At 46.8% G+C, this 19,018-nt stretch carries 18 protein-coding genes, 1 pseudogene and 1 riboswitch; of the genes and pseudogenes, 3 read left to right on the top strand and 16 right to left on the bottom strand.

The genetic code is table 11. From position 1 onward, the window contains the following. Nucleotides 1-4: 4 nt before the first annotated feature. Nucleotides 5-244 (top strand): annotated as a pseudogene (locus EYR25_RS21530) (nuclear transport factor 2 family protein); the annotation flags it as partial. A gap of 388 nt (nt 245-632) precedes the next feature. Here EYR25_RS21530 and EYR25_RS21205 read toward each other — a convergent pair. Continuing rightward, complete coding sequence (locus EYR25_RS21205) at nt 633-779, bottom strand: hypothetical protein (RefSeq protein ID WP_023269009.1); 147 nt, start codon at nt 777-779, stop codon at nt 633-635. A gap of 101 nt (nt 780-880) precedes the next feature. Between EYR25_RS21205 and EYR25_RS11105 the strand changes: the two genes are divergently transcribed. Next, a complete protein-coding gene (locus EYR25_RS11105) occupies nt 881-1,174 on the top strand; it encodes a DUF3144 domain-containing protein (protein WP_023269008.1) in 294 nt (97 codons plus the stop codon). Nucleotides 1,175-1,642: 468 nt separating this feature from the next. Further along, complete coding sequence (locus tag EYR25_RS11100; RefSeq protein ID WP_133180110.1) at nt 1,643-3,028, top strand: sensor domain-containing diguanylate cyclase; 1,386 nt, start codon at nt 1,643-1,645, stop codon at nt 3,026-3,028. Nucleotides 3,029-3,171: 143 nt separating this feature from the next. On the opposite strand, the gene EYR25_RS11095 is transcribed toward EYR25_RS11100, so the two are convergent. The 15 genes from EYR25_RS11095 to EYR25_RS11025 all read right to left on the bottom strand — a co-directional run bounded on the left by EYR25_RS11095 (nt 3,172) and on the right by EYR25_RS11025 (nt 18,983). Then, nucleotides 3,172-4,251 (bottom strand): HD domain-containing phosphohydrolase, encoded by a 1,080-nt coding sequence (locus EYR25_RS11095; RefSeq protein ID WP_133180108.1) that lies wholly within the window; start codon nt 4,249-4,251, stop codon nt 3,172-3,174. 71 nt (nt 4,252-4,322) lie between these two features. Beyond that, on the bottom strand, nt 4,323-5,876 hold the full coding sequence (locus EYR25_RS11090) for a methyl-accepting chemotaxis protein (RefSeq protein WP_133180105.1): 1,554 nt from the start codon (nt 5,874-5,876) through the stop codon (nt 4,323-4,325). Nucleotides 5,877-6,277: 401 nt separating this feature from the next. Continuing rightward, nucleotides 6,278-6,502: a hypothetical protein gene (locus EYR25_RS11085; protein ID WP_133180102.1), complete on the bottom strand. Its 225-nt coding sequence runs from the start codon at nt 6,500-6,502 to the stop codon at nt 6,278-6,280. 652 nt (nt 6,503-7,154) lie between these two features. Then, nucleotides 7,155-7,865 carry an HAD family hydrolase gene (locus tag EYR25_RS11080; protein ID WP_133180100.1) on the bottom strand — a complete coding sequence of 237 codons (711 nt, stop codon included), beginning with the start codon at nt 7,863-7,865 and terminating at the stop codon, nt 7,155-7,157. A 303-nt stretch (nt 7,866-8,168) separates the two neighbouring features. Then, nucleotides 8,169-8,552, bottom strand: a complete 384-nt coding sequence (locus EYR25_RS11075; RefSeq protein WP_039976938.1) for an MAPEG family protein — start codon at nt 8,550-8,552, stop codon at nt 8,169-8,171. A 78-nt stretch (nt 8,553-8,630) separates the two neighbouring features. After that, a complete protein-coding gene (locus tag EYR25_RS11070) occupies nt 8,631-9,455 on the bottom strand; it encodes a cobalamin-binding protein (protein WP_133180098.1) in 825 nt (274 codons plus the stop codon). A gap of 15 nt (nt 9,456-9,470) precedes the next feature. Continuing rightward, the gene (locus EYR25_RS11065) at nt 9,471-10,508 is read right to left on the bottom strand and encodes a DUF2235 domain-containing protein (RefSeq protein ID WP_133180096.1); all 1,038 of its coding nucleotides are present in this window, start codon (nt 10,506-10,508) and stop codon (nt 9,471-9,473) included. Nucleotides 10,509-10,640: 132 nt separating this feature from the next. Further along, nucleotides 10,641-11,276, bottom strand: a complete 636-nt coding sequence (gene cobO / locus EYR25_RS11060) for a cob(I)yrinic acid a,c-diamide adenosyltransferase (RefSeq protein WP_023268098.1) — start codon at nt 11,274-11,276, stop codon at nt 10,641-10,643. Nucleotides 11,277-11,304: 28 nt separating this feature from the next. Beyond that, nucleotides 11,305-12,921 (bottom strand): cobyric acid synthase, encoded by a 1,617-nt coding sequence (locus EYR25_RS11055; RefSeq protein WP_165953491.1) that lies wholly within the window; start codon nt 12,919-12,921, stop codon nt 11,305-11,307. Nucleotides 12,922-13,008: 87 nt separating this feature from the next. Next, nucleotides 13,009-13,611, bottom strand: coding sequence for a bifunctional adenosylcobinamide kinase/adenosylcobinamide-phosphate guanylyltransferase (cobU, locus tag EYR25_RS11050; RefSeq protein ID WP_133180094.1), 603 nt, complete (start codon nt 13,609-13,611; stop codon nt 13,009-13,011). Next, complete coding sequence (locus EYR25_RS11045; RefSeq protein ID WP_023268095.1) at nt 13,608-14,396, bottom strand: adenosylcobinamide-GDP ribazoletransferase; 789 nt, start codon at nt 14,394-14,396, stop codon at nt 13,608-13,610. The genes cobU and EYR25_RS11045 overlap by 4 nt, the downstream gene beginning before the upstream one ends. A 96-nt stretch (nt 14,397-14,492) precedes the next feature. After that, a complete protein-coding gene (gene cobT / locus EYR25_RS11040) occupies nt 14,493-15,545 on the bottom strand; it encodes a nicotinate-nucleotide--dimethylbenzimidazole phosphoribosyltransferase (RefSeq protein WP_133180091.1) in 1,053 nt (350 codons plus the stop codon). A 136-nt stretch (nt 15,546-15,681) separates the two neighbouring features. Further along, nucleotides 15,682-16,830, bottom strand: a complete 1,149-nt coding sequence (locus tag EYR25_RS11035; RefSeq protein WP_133180089.1) for a FecCD family ABC transporter permease — start codon at nt 16,828-16,830, stop codon at nt 15,682-15,684. After that, nucleotides 16,827-17,774 carry an ABC transporter ATP-binding protein gene (locus EYR25_RS11030; protein ID WP_243729969.1) on the bottom strand — a complete coding sequence of 316 codons (948 nt, stop codon included), beginning with the start codon at nt 17,772-17,774 and terminating at the stop codon, nt 16,827-16,829. The genes EYR25_RS11035 and EYR25_RS11030 overlap by 4 nt, the downstream gene beginning before the upstream one ends. Nucleotides 17,775-17,907: 133 nt before the next feature. Then, nucleotides 17,908-18,088, bottom strand: a riboswitch (cobalamin riboswitch). A 172-nt stretch (nt 18,089-18,260) separates the two neighbouring features. Continuing rightward, nucleotides 18,261-18,983: a histidine phosphatase family protein gene (locus tag EYR25_RS11025; protein WP_133180087.1), complete on the bottom strand. Its 723-nt coding sequence runs from the start codon at nt 18,981-18,983 to the stop codon at nt 18,261-18,263. Between the last annotated feature and the right edge of the window lie 35 nt (nt 18,984-19,018).

Raw genomic sequence — 19,018 nt, 5'->3', positions numbered from 1 at the left:
GCAAATACCCCAGATAGCAGAACAAACAGCCGAAGCCTTAGTGCAAGCCCAGTTAGTTGCCTATAACCAACGCGACCTTGCAAGCTTTGTGGCGCTCTTTAGCGACGATGTGTGTATTTACCGCCCACCCGCCTCAGAGCCCGTGATCTGAGGCAAGGCTGCCTTTAGTGATTTCTATCAGAATGAACGTTTTAACTTGCCGCATCTGCACGCCGAGATCCTAAATCGTATGGTGGTCGGCAATAATACCAATCACATTAAATATCTAATCAGTTCAGAGCCTCACAGGCATCTCAATCCAAGGCGCATTGACGCAGAAATTATTCCCTTTTAAGTCAATGTAACACGGGAGTGAGATGCCTGTGAGGCTCCCGAAGGGCGGGGTTGAACGGGCTTTATACTGCGTTTAAGGCTTTCGACAGAGTGCCACTCTGCCTTCAAGCCTTCGCCTTGTCTAAAGTCCGTTTAACTCCCGATGAATGAACAGATATTTAATACGATTGGTATAAGGTCGTCGATCAGGAACGGATCTGCGGCATACGCAACGAACCCTTTGAAGTGATGGTGGTGTTTGAAGTATCCAATGGCCTTATCCAAGCGATGTGGAGCTTTGCCGCTAACTAGAGCGCGCTCTAAATGGTCATATCAAGCTGACTAGCGTAGCAACAATCATCTGCGGCAAAGGCGCTCGACAAAGCGGTGAAAAATGTTACGCCTATCTCATATTTCATTTCGGCGCCGCCTTTTGGTGTGATATCAACGGATTCTGTGAAGCGCACGACTGTCCATCAGCCACAAAATGCCTTAGGGTTATTGGCAACAGCCAAAAGAGTGATACAACACATGCTCTTTTTACTTAACCCAACCATAGGAATTGCTGATGTCTGATAACCAACAAGCCTTTTACGAACGTGCCACTGAGATGATTAAGCTCGCGAACCAGCAAAACCAAAACACCGAGATCCAAACCGGTGAGGTCAGCGCTTCCTTTATGTGGGCCGTCGCCCGCTACAACGCTTGGTTTGGTTCCACCAGCTTTGAAACCAAAGAGCAAATGCAGGCCAAAAAACAGGAAATGATGGATTACTATATCGAGCGCTATAAAGAGATGATCGACGCCAATCTCGAAGACTATATTGAAAACTTCGACCATTACCGCGCTACGCAAAAGTAATATTTCCTCCACCATGGCATCCCAAAAAGTATCGTTAAAAAGATAAACCAGACCCAGTCGCATGAATTTGCAAATTATACGAATCACATTAAATATCTAATCAGTTCAGAGCCTCACTGGCATCTCAATCCAAGGCGCATTGACGAAGAAATGGTTATTCCCTTTTAAGTCAATGTAACATCGGAGTGAGATGCCTGTGAGGCTCCCCAGGGCGGGGTTGAACGGGCTTTATACTGCGTTTAAGGCTTTCGACAGAGCGCCACTATGCCTTCAAGCCTTCGCCTTGTCTAAAGCCCGTTTAACTCCCGCTGAATGAACAGATATTTAATACGATTGGTATTAATAACCTCGCAATGTTGCGAGGTTATTTGTATTCATCCCAACTCAATTCCATACTTTCTATTTACCTATATTCATGGAAAACTAATCACCCTCATGTCGGATGAGCCCTATCAAGGATAGCTACGGATGAATTATCGCTTTGTTCAATGTTTGTCATTCACACTCTTGATGCTGTTCTCTATCCTATCTAGTTCAATTGGCGTTGCTGGCGAAAAACAAAAGTTGATCATTGCCAACTCAAAGGCATGGAAACCTTATTCTTATATCGACGACCAAGGTAAGCCATCTGGCATATTAATTGACCTATGGTTCGCTTACGGCCAAGCAAATAATGTGGATATCGAATTTCAACTAATGGATTGGAATGACTCTCTGCTCGCTGTTAAGTCTGGAAAAGCGGATATTCATGCAGGGTTAGTCCGCTCACCCGCAAGGCTAGAATACCTTGATTTTGATGAGCCTTTATTAGAGATCAGCACACAACTTTATGTGCATCAAACGCTGCTTGGTGACAAATTACAGGAGCTACTTGCAGGACGGTTGGATACTGCGGTAGGAGTAGTTAAAGGTGGGTTTGAACAAGAGTTTGCACAGAGACATTATCCTCAGCTGTCTTTGATCGAGTACATTGATAATGACTTGATGATGCAAGCCGCAAAACGCGGTGAGCTCGATGCCTTTATTGCTGATACGCAAGTCGGCAACTTTTATATTGTGGTGGCTAATGGCGCAAAAGAATTTATGCCTGCGCAATTTCTCTATTCAGAGCCGCTTCGCCCCGCCGTTCAAAAAGGCAATCAAGCATTACTTAATCAAATTAATCAAGGCTTTAAAAAGCTTAATGCACAAGAGAAAAATCGCATTTTAAGCCGTTGGATCCATATTGAAACAGTTTATCCTCGCTATCTTATTCCTGCTTTGGCTATTGGAGTGTTGAGCGCAGGATTATTCTATACCCTGCAATTACGTCGCACGGTAAGAATACGCACGCGTCAACTTGAAGATGCCAACTGTAGATTGACCCTTCTCGCCCAGACAGATAGCTTAACGGGCATCCATAATCGCCATTACTTTTTTAACCAGTTAAATGACACTCAAGATCTGGCTAGCAGCCTAACATTAATCGTATTTGATATTGATGATTTTAAGTCGATAAATGACACTTACGGACACAGTGCAGGGGACAAGGCTATTTGCCTTATAGCCACTTGTGTGCGTGAAGTCCTTGAGCCTGAAATGCAGTTTGCCAGAATTGGAGGTGAAGAGTTTGCCATTTTAACCCGAGGCCAATCGGCACAAGATTCACAGCAACTAGCTAAACGTATTTGCCAGCAAATAGCACAGAAAAGTCTACCGTTAGCCTCAAATACGGTGATTTCATTAACGGTAAGCTTGGGATGTGCCTTTTATCCTACGCCTGCTACCCCATTCACTCTTAATGCCGCAGATAGTCTGATGTATGAAGCAAAACGCAAAGGGAAAAACCAATTTGTTTTTAGAGAGTTCAGCTAATGTATTAATTTAGAGTAGTTATGGCAATTTTTTGAAATCTAACAACACTGGATTATAAAAAACGCTACTGAATTATTTATATTACATGCATAGGTTTGGGTAATTTAACAAAAAATACACCAACATATAAGTATGATATTTTATTAATCTATATATTGATTATGAATAGCCAAAAATTCGGATTTATTTTTGAGTGCAGCAATGACGCATCTAGGATCAAACTGCTGTCCCGCATGCTCCTCAAGATAAGTAAATGCATCTTCAAATGACCATGCCTCTTTATATGGACGTTTACTCGTTAAGGCATCTAAAACATCTGCCACGGCAACAATACGAGCTTCTAATGGAATATCATCCCCTTTTAACCCTTCAGGGTAACCCGTGCCATCAAAACGCTCATGGTGATAGTTAATGATGTTTTTTAACATTTCTGTATGGTGAAGACCATTAAGACTAAACTCATTGATCATCAGCTCAATCATCTCTCGACCTTTGATTGTATGAGTTTTCATCACTTCAAATTCTTCTGAGGTTAATTTAGCCGGCTTCAACAGTATTGAATCAGGTACAGCTATTTTCCCTATATCATGTAACTCGGAAAATAGGTAAATAAACTCAACTTCTTCATCACTTAAGCCTAACTCTTTTGCGAGTGTTTTAGCGATAATTCGTGAATATGAAGACATCCGATGCAAATGATTTGCGGTTTCCTCATCGCGATAACGGCCAAATGCTCTTGCAGTAATCAGCGCCCCATTAAAAGTTTGAATAGAAAGAAATTCAACAGCAATAATTCCAGCAAGAATTTGTGCGTACGCTGAAAGCTCTGCCCGTATTGCATCATCAAAGTATCCACTTTCTTTAGAGTTGCAAAAGAGAAATCCAATAAACCGGTCATTAAAGTATAGTGGCTCTGTATAGCTCGACTCATAACCCGCTTCGAGCACTTTTCGGCTATGTTCCGAACTATATATCAGTTGAGAGCATAGATTATCCAGTACCCTCGCCTGTCGACTTTCAACGATATGTTGAAGTGATGGTGTTTCACTCAACTTTGCCTCATAGAGGCTTAAAGGTGGCCGACCATCCGTGCTGTGAACAAAGGTTTTAATTTTGTCAGTATGCTTATCATAAATCGCAATAGCGATTCGAGTGAGTTTATCAAAATTCTTACGGAGTCGAGAATGAACATAATGCACACGTTCATTGATTGTACTGTCCATAACTCACTCCATAATTAAAATCAGCTAAACTTATTCCATATAAAATGGCTAAATCCCATATTCAAACTTAATTAACCAAAGGTTTGACTTAAGTTTTTAAGTTGGTTCGCCCTATTCAATAAACTTTTACTTGTGGCGTTAACATCTTCAACTTTAATGCTATTGTCATGGGATATGGATGAAATAACATTAATATTTTTATTAATATCCTCAATAACCGCTTGTTGTTCAGTTGTAGCTGATGATATTTGGCTAGAAAATGCTGATACTTTATCTATTTCAACCGTAATATGATTTAAATATTCAGCTCCAATCCGAGTACTCGAGAGACAGGTATTAGTTCGACCAACATTCTGATGCATTAACTCTTTCCATTCCGCTAATGTGTGCTGAATATGCCCAATACTCGTTTGGATCTGTTCTGTCGCTTTATGAGTACGAGTAGAAAGATTACGCACTTCATCCGCAACCACTGCAAAACCCCGTCCTTGCTCCCCTGCGCGAGCCGCTTCAATGGCAGCATTAAGCGCTAACAAATTCGTTTGATTAGCAATGCCCTGAATTTCCGACATGATAGTGTCAATTCGTTCTGATTCACTCGATAGGGCTACCGCAGACTCAAAAGCTTGTTCTGCTTGACTCGCAAGTGAAGCCACTTCGGTTTCCACCGTTTTAAGTTGTTGACTGGTCACAACACAGTGATGCCGAGCTTCTTCAATCTGCTGATTACTCGCTTGAATATTACGGTTAATCTCTTCTGCTGCGGATGCCATTTGAGTCACAGCCGTAGCCACCTGCTGGATCTGGGAGTCCTGGGAGGAGATATCATCACTTGTAGTCGACATTGAGGTGCTAATCTGATCAGCAATCGATTTTAGCGACAGCGTTGCATCATCGACTCTGCCTAATACAGTACGAATCCGTGCCTGCCCAAGCTTTATATGAAAATCTGCAATACTATGGGGCGCATCGCCAGAAAAAATGAGTCGGCTAATGCTATCGTAGTCGTTTTCTAAACGCTGTAAGTATCTCGGTGTCAAAAATAATTGCTGCCGATTCAGCATAATAAGCATGAATAGGGGCAAAATAACTAATAGTGATTGAGGCAAAGTTAGCAACCAAACACTACAAAGAATGGGGACTGCTAATAAAAACAAACTCAGCAGATGAGTTGACATTAACTTACTGCCCCAAAATACATGTTTCTTGTTTTCATGTGCTCTAAGCTCTTTGTACATCGCATTAGCTCGAGCCTTATGTTCAGGTGTGGGGCAACAGCGGACAGATTGATAGCCGGAGACCCGCCCATTGTCATAGATAGGAGTAACATAGGCATCTACCCAATAATAACTGCCATCTTTACAACGGTTTTTGACCATACCGCGCCATGGTTTGCCCTGCTTTAAATGCTTCCATAAATCGGCAAAAGCTGCTTTTGGCATATCAGGATGCCGGACAATATTGTGGTTCTGACCCACCATTTCATCCAGTTGATATCCTGCAACTTGGCAAAACCCGGGGTTGGCGTAGGTTATAACGCCATTTAGATCGGTGGTCGAAACTAACTGCAGATCTTCAGAAAAGGTAACTTCATTATCTTTAGTTATAACATCCTTGTGCGCCATATTAACTTCCCTGATTCATGGTTGGGTCAGTATAAAAGTATAGTTACCTTTCCATTTAATGCACTTTTATGAAACTTAGTACGTTAAATAAACTAACTGCTATGACTCAAGCAAAGTAAATATAAGAAGTAAACATCAAGGATCAGCGGCATTGCCATCGATAAAGAAGATTTGGAAGTAAAGAGGGGCAAATATTTATATATGCCCCTCTAGGGCGTGTTGACGTTTCAGGGTTATTTTTGCAGCCAAATGTCGTTGCGCGAGCACGTACTTGCCAGAATGAACAAAATCTAATCTCGAAACGTCAACACGCCCTAATTATCACCATGACAGAGATAGCTCATACTGATGCGCAGCAAGAACCAAGGTGATACATATAGGTTATTGAGTAGGTCTCGCCATTAATGAGCGCATGTGTTAGTTGCTTGGCACTCTATAGCAGCCTGCTGTTTCAGCTGCTGAGCGTATTGCTCCGCCGCCGCTTTAGCCTTGCGCGCTTCCACTTTATGTTGCACATCCTCAGCTAACGCCTTATCAAAAGTCTCCATACCAAAATACTCGGAAACATCCTGATAAATAAACCAAGCACCAGCGGCAACTAGGCCATAGGTTAGTAGACGTAACATTGTATTTAAACCTCAAAAATAGTATCAACAATTGCAATATAGCTGAGGTTTTTCATAAAGAAAACTGTCAATATAATGGCTTAAATCTGCCAAATAACCGCCATTAATCAATAAGATAAAAAATATCAAACCCCATTAATTACATAGATTTAGCTGTTTCAAGACAAAATAACGCCTTATAAGTCAAAATAGGCATCAAAGTCTTTAAAACATTCGAATAGTTGACATCAAATATTCGAGTGACAATAAATCATGTTCTGCTTAATTAACGCCAGAAAATCGACGATAAATTCATCAATATTAATTTTTGACGCAACAAGTTAATTCTGTGCTCTAGGGCCTATTATACCAATCACATTAAATATCTAATCAGTTCAGAGCCTCACGGACATCTCAATCCAAGGCGCATTGACGCAGAAATGGTTATTCCCTTTTAAGTCAATGTAACACGCCAGTGAGATGCCTGTGAGGCTCCCGAAGGACGGGGTTGAATGATTGAAAGTAAGAGCAAGAGCTTGCTCAACATCCCCTAGAGTAGCGTTTAACTATTGTTTTTGATGCGTTTTCGTACATTTATGTCGAAATCTATTATCAAGCACTAGATCGGTATGACGATACGTATTTCACCCTTATTGATTGAAGCGCCAATAAGTTAAAGGTATTGATTAATAATTGGGACTAAATCCTCAACCCCATAGGCAATGTGATCTGGTTGGTGAGTCCAATCTTGTGGCTGGGAACCGCTGTAAGCCGCTGCAATCGAAATGACTTGAGCTTGATCACCTAATGCCAGTTGCAAACTTCGCGCAAATTGTGTGTCAGCTTCATGATCACCGATATAAATCAGTTGCTGACGTTGTTTATGCCCATAAATCGCCTCTAAACATTTCATGCCTCCCATCGGGTGGGGCTTTTGATATTGGCTAGGAACATCATCATAACCGACAACGGCTTTAAACTGGTTGTGAATCCCATTCTTACTCAAGATTGAACGAATATTATGTTGAGCGTTTTGAGAACAAATACCATGGGGAAGTTGAGAAAACTGAGTGACAACCTGTTTAATTCCATCAAATAACATAACGGGGGTTTGGTTATTCAGTTGTTGTTCTGCCCACATTGAACCAGCAAGCAACATTTCATCATGGGTTAACCCATAGTACTCGAGATATAATTCCTGCCAATTTTTAGCACTATGGTTTGCCTGATGATAAAGCGCCTCAGTCTGCAAATATAAGGGAAGATTATCCCCAGTTAAATGGGGCGCTACAATCTCTAATATCGACTTAGTGATTGCCATATTTTTGGGTACAGAATTGACGAGAGTGCCGTCATAATCCCACAAAATAGCGTCTAACTTCATTACGTTATCCTATTATCTAATACCTTAAACTCACAATTTAGCTTTGCTCGACGCACTGCTGCTAGCTATGGTGAGACAGAGCCACGCACAGAGGCCCGAAAAGATGCCCTGTCAGCGGCTCTACTTATCCAGAGCTCAGATTACTTAGCAAACCACAAACTTAATGGTTGCTCTTAGCTAGCACAATCTACTGAAATACCTATCAGTTATAACAACACATAATATTCTCAGATGAGATTTTTCCGTTCTGCTGAGCTTGCAAACGCCTTAATAACAAAATGACAGCTCAAACGTCTGCGCCTCTTAAAACGCTTGGAAGAAGATCCCAAAAGCACTAAAAATCGCCACAAACCAAGATAGAGACCGTAATGTGCCTTTATTCAGTAGATACAAGATCTGATACGCCACCCGCGCAGCAATGTGAACGATTGCCAACCACTCAGCCGTCGGCGTCACTTTGCCTGTAGCAATAACCGTCAGCACTGCCAAACCAAAAATGAGCAGGGACTCGAAGGCATTTTGATGCCCAGCGAGAGCCCGCGCACCAAATCCGGTTAATTGTGCCTGTTGCGTGCGCGGATGATGATTATCATAACCGCCGGCTTTGGCCATTGCCCATGCAACGGGGCCCTTGGCCAAATACGGCAATAACATAGCGATAAACAAACAAGTCAGTAATGTATGCATGGAACTTCCTTATTATTTTGATGATAAATATCAATAAAACAGTACATTGCATTAAATTGAATAATACGTGATAAGCGATTAACGTGCTTTATCCAAGGCATCACAGACCGCCTTCACACCGAGTAATGCCCTAGGTGTTGCGCGGTGCAATAGATCAGCATTTAATTGATAAATATGCTGGTTTTTAACCGCGGGGATTTCGGCCCACTTGCTCCAATCTATCCCTTTGACATTGCCTTCCTCTTCGCTCTGTAAAATCACCTCGGGCAAGGTCAGTAACACATTCTCTAAACTCACCTGCGGGTAATCACTCGCCGCATCGTAGAAAACATTTTTGCCATGACACACACCAATAATCTGCTGAATCCAACTGTTTTTGGCGACTGTCATTAAGGGCGTGGACCATAGCTGATAAAACACTTTTGGCTCAGATTTAGCGGCGTTTTCATTGCGAAGCCGAAGCAGCTCTCGGCGATAATCACCTGCCACTTGATTAGCCTGCTCCACATGCCCCGTTAATTGGCCTAATTCCTCAATTTCTTTGGCAACATCCTCAAGCGTCTTTGGGGAGCTGCTATAGAGTTTAAAACCTAAGTTTTTGAGTTGGTTGATATCCTCGGCTTTATTGCCCGTATCCCACACCACAATCAGATCGGGATTAAGCTCTAATACCCGCTCAATCTGGATCCCATAGTAACCACCGATACTGGGGATTTTTTTCGCCGCTTCGGGATAATCAGCATAATCGGTCGCGGCCACAATCGACTCCCCCGCGCCGATGGCGTAGAGCATTTCAACCGCATGGGGCGAAAGCGCAATAATACGTTTTGCTGGCTCGGCCATCGCTACTGCGGGTAACAGCGCAAAGCTCAGGCCGAGGGCAATAAAGCGTCGGATTAACATGATATTCCTTATGATTTAATCGATGAATTCTTCTGGCCAGCCGTACTGTTCCAGGTAGGTCTGCAGGTTTTTAGGCCGATATTTAGGGTCTTGATCCCAGCGCGTTTTCACCGAGCGATGCAGCAACACGGGCGCGACATTAGGGTCAATTGGGCGCAAATAGGATTGCTTAATTCGGTAAAAGCTGCGGCGCGAGTCGTGTAAGGTTGCTAAGGGATTGGGGTGTAAACTCGCCGCTAGGTGCGGCTCTAAGCTCAAATTAAATCGCTCAGCCTCTGCCATCATCCACGCGAGCGCATTATCCGACAATAGCGAGCCATCCTTATCCGGCTGATAACTGCCGCCAATATTGCTATGGGCGCCAGCAAACCAGACCTGTTGCATATCCATATTGTCGCGCAGTTGCCAAATCGTGGGTTCAAAGTCGCTGCGGTGTTCGTCTATTGCCAAGGCATGGCGGGCAGCCCGCACATTACGGCCAATCTTAGTGTCGTAAAACTCGTCTTTATCTTCGAATAAGCCGAGGAACGAAATCGGGATCCCCATGGCGCCCACCGTATCCCACACGCCAACAAACTTAATCTCCCGCGATTCGTGGCAGTGCTTTTGTCTAAATTCAACGGATTTATCGCCGCTTGGAGCAAAGGGCGCACTGCTTTTTTTATAGTGGTCAAAGGCTTGCTGGATAAGCCGAGCATCGGGGCGCTTAAGAATGCCGCAATTATTAATAAGGCCACACAAACAGCGCACTGTGTAGGCGCCACGGCTAAAGCCAAAGAGGTAAATCTCATCGCCGGGGGAGTAGTTTTGCACTAAGTAGCGGTAACCATCCATGATGTTTTTATGTAGTCCACGCCCCGTCGCACCGCCGATCACTTCATCGTAATAGGAACCAACGCCCCAGTCGTAAAACACCTGCTGGGGTTTTCCATCGGCCGCCATCGGGCTGATAGCCCGCGCCAGACGTAGCACATTGGTGGGAAAATCCACCTTAAGGTCTTTCTCTGGCCGATTCCAAGTGCCGTCGGCACAAATCACAATACGTTTATTCATCGCATCATCCTTGAGTTATCCATGCCCATTAAACCGCTCAATAGAACGCTAACGGATTTTACCGAGGAACAACAGCCCTAATTGGGTTTAAAGGGCGCTCGCGGTGTAACCCACCCTCCATAGCCGCTCAACTTAATAGTCGAATCCCGGCTGCGCTTTAATGCCCGCTTCGAAGGCATGTTTAATGGGCTGCACTTCGCTAACCGTATCCGCCAGTTCGATAATCGCGCGGTGGCAAGCGCGGCCAGTGATAATCACATGCTGCATGGGTGGACGATTTTTCAGCGCCGTGAGCACCCGCTCCACATCAAGATAGTGATAGCTCACCATATAGGTCAGCTCATCGAGCATCACGCAATCAATGCTCTCGTCTTGCAGTAAGGCTTCGGCGGCTTCCCACGCCACCAGAGCGGCAGCTGTGTCCTTTTCTCTGTCTTGGGTTTCCCAGGTAAAGCCGGTGCCCATTACATGAAAGGCCACGCCCGCACCTTCAAGCAGATTACGTTCACCGCATTCCCATGTGCCCTTGATGAATTGCACTACCGCCGCTTTTTTGCCATGGCCCACCGCGCGGGCAACCGTGCCAAAACCTGAGGTCGACTTACCTTTGCCATTGCCCGTTAGGACTAACAAAATGCCCTTTTCATCCTGAGCGGCGGCAATTTTTGCATCAACACCCGCTTTGAGTTTTTGTTGGCGCGCCTTGTGGCGTTCAGCCTTGATTTGCACTTGCTCATTGTCGAGCTGTTTTTCGTTTTCTGTTGTCATGATCTTCTGTTCTTCCTACTGCTAATTCTTATGCATTTATAATGGACGCAAGTTTTTGTATATCGAGATGCTCGGCTAATACATCGGCCAAACGATCTATCTGTTGTTCGCGAATTTCATTGATATCAATCGCTTGAGCATTTTCCAACCCCGCCCAGTTAAGGACTAGCTGGCACGCCTCTGGGCTGTCGAATAGCCCGTGTAAATATGTGCCTAGCACTTGCCCGTCGTCACTTAAACAGCCATCGGCAAAGGGGTTAGCCTGTTGGCTATTCTCAGTTTTCAGCCATAGTGGGGCAGAGTTTACCGCGGTACTTAGGTTAAGGTATTGGGAGTCACCGCAGTGGATCTCATAGCCCTTCACTTCCACTTGTTGCCCTTGCAGCGCTAAATGGCCTGTGACCCTACGTAACTGTTTTTCAGCCTTAAATTCGGTGGTAATGGGTAAATATCCCAGCCCTTGGCTCACGCCGAGCGTGTCCTCAATCCCCATGGGATCGGCAATGCTTTCACCCAGCATTTGATAGCCGCCGCAAATCCCCAGCAACTTACCGCCGTAGCGTAGATGCTTGGCAATTTGTTTGTCCCAACCTTGCTCGCGTAAAAAAGCCAAGTCCGCTCGAACATTCTTACTGCCGGGCAAAATCAGCAGATCGGCGGCAATATCCTGCGTCTGAGCTGAGGCCTGAGTCTGGAGCGACACATAATCAAAATCGATATCGGGGTGCAGTCTAAGCGGATCAAAATCCGTATGATTACTGGTGCGGGGATACACTAATACCCGCACCTTAAAACGGCTTTTTGCCTGCTTAGTGGGCGATTCGATAAGCGAATCCTCGGCGTCTAAATGCAAATCATGCAAATAGGGCAACACGCCCAACACGGGCTTTTGCGTATGTGCCTCGAGCCAATCGAGACCAGACTGTAGCAGGCTGATATCGCCACGAAAGCGATTGATCACAAAGCCTTTTACCCTAGATTGCTCGGAGGGCGACAACAGCGCTAAAGTGCCCACCAAATGGGCAAACACCCCGCCTTTATCGATATCGGCAATGATGATCACTGGGCAGTCGACCGCCTCGGCAAAGCCCATATTGGCGATATCACCTTCGCGCAGATTGATTTCCGCCGGGCTTCCCGCCCCTTCTACCACAATCGTTTGGTATTGCAGCCCTAAACGCGCAAAGGATTCCAGCACGGCATTTAGCGCCATGGCTTTATAATCCTTAGATTTTTCTCCGAAAAAGTCCGAGGCCTCTAAGGTGGTTAAGGCTTTGCCGTGCACTATGATCTGCGCGCCCGTGTCCGAGCTCGGCTTCAGCAGAATTGGGTTAAAATCCGTGTGCGGCGCGAGAAAACAGGCTGCGGCTTGCAGCGCCTGAGCGCGGCCAATCTCACCACCATCAATGGTGACGGCGCTGTTGAGCGCCATATTCTGTGGCTTAAACGGCGCGACCTTAACCCCCTCACGGGCGAGCAGACGGCAAATCCCCGCCACTAACGTACTTTTGCCCGCATCCGAGGTGGTCCCCTGCACCATAAGCACTTTTGCGCCCGAATGCTGAGCCACGCTTTGGCTTACAACACCTTGAAACTGTTTTTGCGACAAAGCTGAAGTAGGATTAGAGGCGTTATTTGAATTCATGGGCAAGAACATCACTCAACAGAGGAAAATTGACTAAAGGGGAATCGGTTCGCTCCCTCACTAAGAATGCGTCGATAACACTTTGTCTTAGCTCGATTTAAGCACCAATGGCAGACCCGCCACCACTAAGGTCACATGATCCGCCACCTCGGCAACCGCCTGATTTAACCACCCTGCTTCATCAACAAACTGACGACTCAATTCACCCAAGGGCACAATGCCAGAGCCGACCTCATTGCTGATTAAAATCACCACGCCCTCAAGAGTGTTTAAAGTCTGGATAAAATCGGCGCGTTGCTGCCGCCAGTGTTCTAAAGGCTCATGGCGAGAACTGGCAAAATCCACTGCAAAGTCCGATTCCGTTGAAGCGGGCTCGGCATCAGGACTTTGTGCAAGTAATTGATTGGTGAGCCAAAGCGTTAAACAATCCACCAGAATCACCCGGCCGGATTTAGCTAAGTGTTTGAGCTTGGCGGTTAATGCCAAGGGTTCTTCGACGAGTTGCCAGTCGATATCATCCTTGGCACGTCCATCCTGATGTAAACGAATGCGACTGCTCATTTCGGCATCGAGCGCCTGTGCGGTCGCCAGATAGCAGGCATCGAATCCTAAAGACGTATACTGGCGCACTAAGGCTTCGCCGTAACGGCTCTTGCCGCTACGCGCGCCGCCCAGCACTAAATGAATCACAGTATGCTACCCACAACGAGCAGCACGAAATAACAGACGATTTCGCAGATCTGCTGCGCCGCGCCTAAGGTATCGCCCGTGTAGCCACCAATTTGACGTCTAAAGATCACTACAATCAAACGGCGCAGACCTATCATCACCAACAGCAGCGACAACGCGGCAATTCCCTTAAGCACTAGCAGCACTAACACGCCGCTGGCGATCAAAATAAACAGTTCATTAATGCCTTGATGCTGTGCTAACGGCTTGGATTTACTGGACTCATCGTCGCGCACATACTTCTCGGTAAAGATAAGGCTGGCGGCAACTACGCGGCTCACAGTGTGGGCGACGATCATCGCCGAGCCTGCAACCACGGGATCATAAAGCGCGAGTTCCACTAATAATTGCCACTTGAGCATCAGCACGAGCATCAAAGCCAAGGCGCCATAGCTCCCCAGGCGTGAATCTTTCATGATCCGCAGCTTGTCTTCCGCCGTCCAACCGCCACCGAAACCATCGAAGGTATCAGCTAAGCCATCCTCGTGAAAACCACCCGTTAGCAGCACGCCTGTGACCATAGACAGCAGTACGGACACGCCGGCGGGTAACCAGTTTTGGGTGAGCCAAAACACGATGGCACAGAGCAGCCCCACCAGCAGGCCCACTAAGCCAAAGTAACGGCTGGCTTTATTGAGTTTGTCGGCATCGACCTCAACCCATTTGGGCATAGGAATGCGGGTAAAATAGCCCATGGCCACTAAAAACAAATCTATCTCTTTGTGCCAGCTTTCGCGTTCTGACATAAAGCATCCTTAGTGAATTAACACTTGCTGCAAGGTTTAAGATTAAAAAGGTCTGCTAAAAGTTATTATTTTAAATAAGCCACTTAGCAGCGCACATCATACAACAGCCTCAATCCCCGCATCACTAAAACTCGCCATTTGATTGTAAAAATTTACTGCGGCTTGAATTAACGGCAATGCCAAGGCGGCGCCCGTGCCTTCGCCTAATCTCAACCCTATAGATAACAAGGGTTTAGCTTTTAAATGTTCCAACATACGCTGATGACCTTGCTCCTCGGAGCGGTGGGCAAAAATCAAATAATCCCGCACATGGGCATTGATAGTCACGGCAACCAAAGCCGCTGCGGTCGCAATAAAACCATCCACCACGACCAGCATCTTGCGCTCTGCCGATGCGAGCATGGCCCCCGTCATCTGCACAATTTCAAAGCCGCCCAAACAGGCCAGCACTTGCTTAGGCCCAGTCATCGCACTCTGATGTAATAGCAGCGCGAGTTCGATAAGCATCTGTTTACGCTCTAGAGTCTCGCTATTGATGCCCGTGCCACGGCCAACACAGTCGACCACATCGAGTTGCATAATAGCCGCCATAATCGCCGCCGCTGACGAAGTATTACCTATGCCCATCTCGCCAAAGGCGACCAAATTACAGCCCGCTTGATGGTGACGTTCGATTAACGCCTGCGCCATGGCAAAGCCCTTATCCACAGAGGCTAACGTCATGGCAGGCTCCAAATGAATCGCGCCAGTTCCAGCGCCAAGGCGTTGGTCGATAATGCCTTCGACACCCTCAACAGGGGTTAAAATGCCGCAATCAATCACTTCGAGATTGAAGCCTAACTGACGGCAAAACACATTGATGGCCGCGCCGCCATGGGCAAAGTTTTGCACCATTTGCCGCGTAACTTCACTCGGGGCAATAGACACGCCTTCGGCGGCAATCCCATGGTCTCCAGCAAATACCAGCATAGTCGGGTTAACAATCTGCAACTGCTTAGCCCCTTGGATGCGGGCAATTTGCAGTGCTAAAGACTCTAACTGCCCTAAAGCACCGGGCGGCTTAGTCTTAAGATCGATCTTTTGCTGGATGAGTTGATCCTGCGCTTTACTCACAGGCTCGATTTGAAATAACGGGACAGATTGAGACATTCACACTCCAGTGGCAATTTCGGATCCAATGATAGATCCGCTGCTCATAACACATTCTAAGATAACCACTACGACGCATTCGGCAGCGATTTGCTATACGCACTAAGTACTCATTTTGATGATCTGCATAAAACAATTAGCTCGATAACTTGCGCCGCCGCAAAATCAGCAAAAAGAAGAAGCTACCAATCGCGGCGGTGATAATTCCTACGGGTAATTCTTGATTACCAAGTAAACATCGGGCGAGTACATCAATCCACACCATAAACAAACCGCCCACCAGCGCCGTCAGAAAGATAGGCTGCCGACCGGGGAACAACAAACGCACAGTGTGTGGGATCATCAAGCCGACAAAGCCAATACCGCCACAAGTAGCGACTAAGATTGCAGTGATAAGCGAGCAGAGTAGCAGCATATTGAGGCGCAGCTTAGGCACATTGACCCCTAAGGTGTGGGCCGTTTCATCCCCCGCCTGCAACGCCATGATTTGGCGTTTCCAACCGAGAATAATCATAAAGCTCACCAGCACCACCAAGGATGGCAACACCAGCAATGACCAACTGGCCTTAGCAAAACTGCCTAAGCTCCAAAACAATACCGAAGCGGTAGCCTGCGGGCTGGCAAAGTACAGCAATAAACTGGTTAAGGCGCTAAACATAAAAGAGGTGGCTACCCCAGAGAGCAACATGCGCTCCACTTGGCTCTTAAGGCCTAAACCAGCCAATGCCAGCACAATTAATACCGACAGACTCGCGCCAATAAAGGCACCGAAGGGTAAGCTAAACCATAACAAGCCAGCAAAAGCCCCCGAACCGCTAAAAATCCCCGAATTGGCTATCACGCCTGCATTATCAAAAAGACCAGAACCCGTAAACAGGGTCAGCATCACCACGGCGCCAAAAGAGGCACCAGAGCTAATGCCGAACAAATAAGGATCGGCAAGAGGGTTGCGGGTCACCGTTTGTAGCACACTGCCCGCCAAGGACAGCCCTGCCCCCGCCACAAAGGCGAGTAAAATCCGTGGCAGCCTTAATTCCATGACGATTCGCTCAGTCATGCTGCTAGTGCGGGCTGCCCCATCACTGGCAAAAAAGTAATTGAATTTACTAATAAACACGTGCAGAACATCTAAAAAGCCAATATTGGCCGCGCCAAAACTAGCCGCTGCAATTGGCGTCAATAAAGCAAAGCCCACCAAGCCTAAAATCAGCCATTGCTGGCGCGTAAGCGGCGTTAATATTTGGGTTAATAAATTCATGGTTACCAGTTTAAGTGTGTCTATCATGGCGCATTCTCTACGCTCTCATTTTGCGCGTTTGCGCTGTGGCTGGAATGAGTCACGGATGACCCCCCTTGCTTCTGATGCGTATGGGAATGAACTGCATCCGCCGCAACTCCCTGTGGCTTTTGATAACCATAAAAGTAATTAATCAATGGGTTACCATGCTGTGGATGGGGCGTCACTTGGGCGCATACCCCAAAGACTTCGGCGATACGTTCCTCGGTTAGAACCTGAGCTGGTGTGCCCATGGCACTCACCTGCCCCTTATCCAGCAGCAGTAAGTGGTCACACAGGGCGCTGGCTAAATTGAGGTCGTGAATCGAGGCGATCACGCTGATCCCAAGGCTGCGCACTAGCTCTAAGATTTGAATTTGATAGCGGATATCGAGGTGGTTTGTCGGCTCATCTAAAATCAACAGTTGCGGCTGCTGCACTATGGCGCGGGCGATCAGGGCGCGTTGCTTCTCGCCACCCGATAAACGATCGTATTGTTGATGCACTTTATGACTAAGGCCTACCTTTTCCAGCGCCTTAGCAATTTTTTCACCGTCGCCGCTAGAGTTGGTATCGAACATCCCCTTGTGGGGGGTGAGTCCCATGGCAACCAATTGCTCTGTGGTCATATCGAAATATTGCGGTGTATCCTGCTGCACCACAGCCACTTTACAGGCAAACGCCTTGGGCGACAGCTCGCTGATATCCTGCGAAAACAAGCTGATATGACCTTTAGCAGGGCGAATAAAGCGGTATAAACAGCGCAGCAGACTGGATTTACCCGCGCCATTTGGGCCTATCAGCCCGAGCATCTCCCCCTGCGGCAGGGCAAAGCTAATCTCCGAGAGAATGGTTTTCCCCTCAATCGCCCAGCTCAATTGGCTGACCTTAAGTGCCGTATTAGCAGAAGCAGTAGCGGGTGCTATTGGCGCAAGACTCGATGTGGTATGCATCACTAACGATTGCTCCCACATGGATATTGATTGGTGTGATTTAAGCCTGCTGCCACTTGGGCCAACAGGACAAAACTGATAAATGTCATCTTCTGCTCCCTCGAGTTACCCGCTCGAGAACTAAGGCTGCACGCAGCGAAAACAGAAATAGGCAGGTATCCTGACTTGTAGAAAAGAAGGTTCTAGGTTCTAGGTACTTCTTTTAACTACTCACAGTTGCGGGTACAGTTCGGGCTACTGACGGGCAGCTCCCCGATTCCCTATTATGTTTGGGTTATCCGGCGCGCTTAAACACTGTTGCCTTTAAGCAATAGCACTCAATTGCACAAAATTCCTAACACCTATTTCTGCGACCTTTGAGTTAAACGTACAGAGCACGCTATCTAACTCAAACGTCAGGGAAAAGCATTATCCTATATCTTGCTCATTAGGCAATGCTGTTTAAATCAGAAAATTTTCATCATGTCGGTGACTGATGCTTGCAAGCTACTCACAGTGGCCCGATGGCCAATCTAAACGCCAGTATCTTTTGCCTTGTTCATCCTCGAGGATATTGATGGTCACCACCGCCGCCACGGGTAAGGCGAGCTGACTGTAAAAACCTAAGGTTTTCACCGCCCCTAGCGCCCTTGACATCAAGTGGCGAATAACCCCGCCGTGGGTCACCACCCAAATATTGGCCGCAGGAGCACTGGCATTAAACTCCCCATGGGCCTGTTCATCATCCATAGTCAGCAGCGCAAACTCTTTATCGAGGATTTGCGCTATCGCGCCATCGATACGGGCCTCGAAACTTGCCATGGTCTCACCATTGGGCGGCGTCACCTCCCAGGGATTCTGCCAATAGGCCGTCATCCGCTCGCCATCGCGTTGATATAAGTCATCGAGCAGGCAGCCATCCCAATCGCCAAAGGCTATTTCCTGTAACTCCTCTAGCAGGTTGACCTTGAGCGGCAAAGGCGCGGGCGCATCTAAACTTATGCCTACTGACGCACTCGAATGCAGCTCAGCCGCAAAAGCCTTAGCAAACTCGGCGCAGCGCTTTGAGGTCGAGCTATAAATGCCGTGACACACAGCTGTCTGCGCCGCCACCGCCGCCGACATCTGCCGCCAGCCCTTGTCACTCAAAGGCACGTCGACTCGGCCACGCAAAATCGCCCCACCTTCACATTCCCCGTGGCGCAACAGTAATAAGCGAACTTGTTTCATATATGCCTTTAAAAACTTAGGGCCTAGAATCTAGG

The organism is Shewanella decolorationis, from assembly GCF_004354305.1.
GTDB lineage: Bacteria > Pseudomonadota > Gammaproteobacteria > Enterobacterales > Shewanellaceae > Shewanella > Shewanella decolorationis.
Note: the sequence above shows the minus strand (reverse complement) of the source record. Positions and strands in the feature narration are given on the sequence as shown.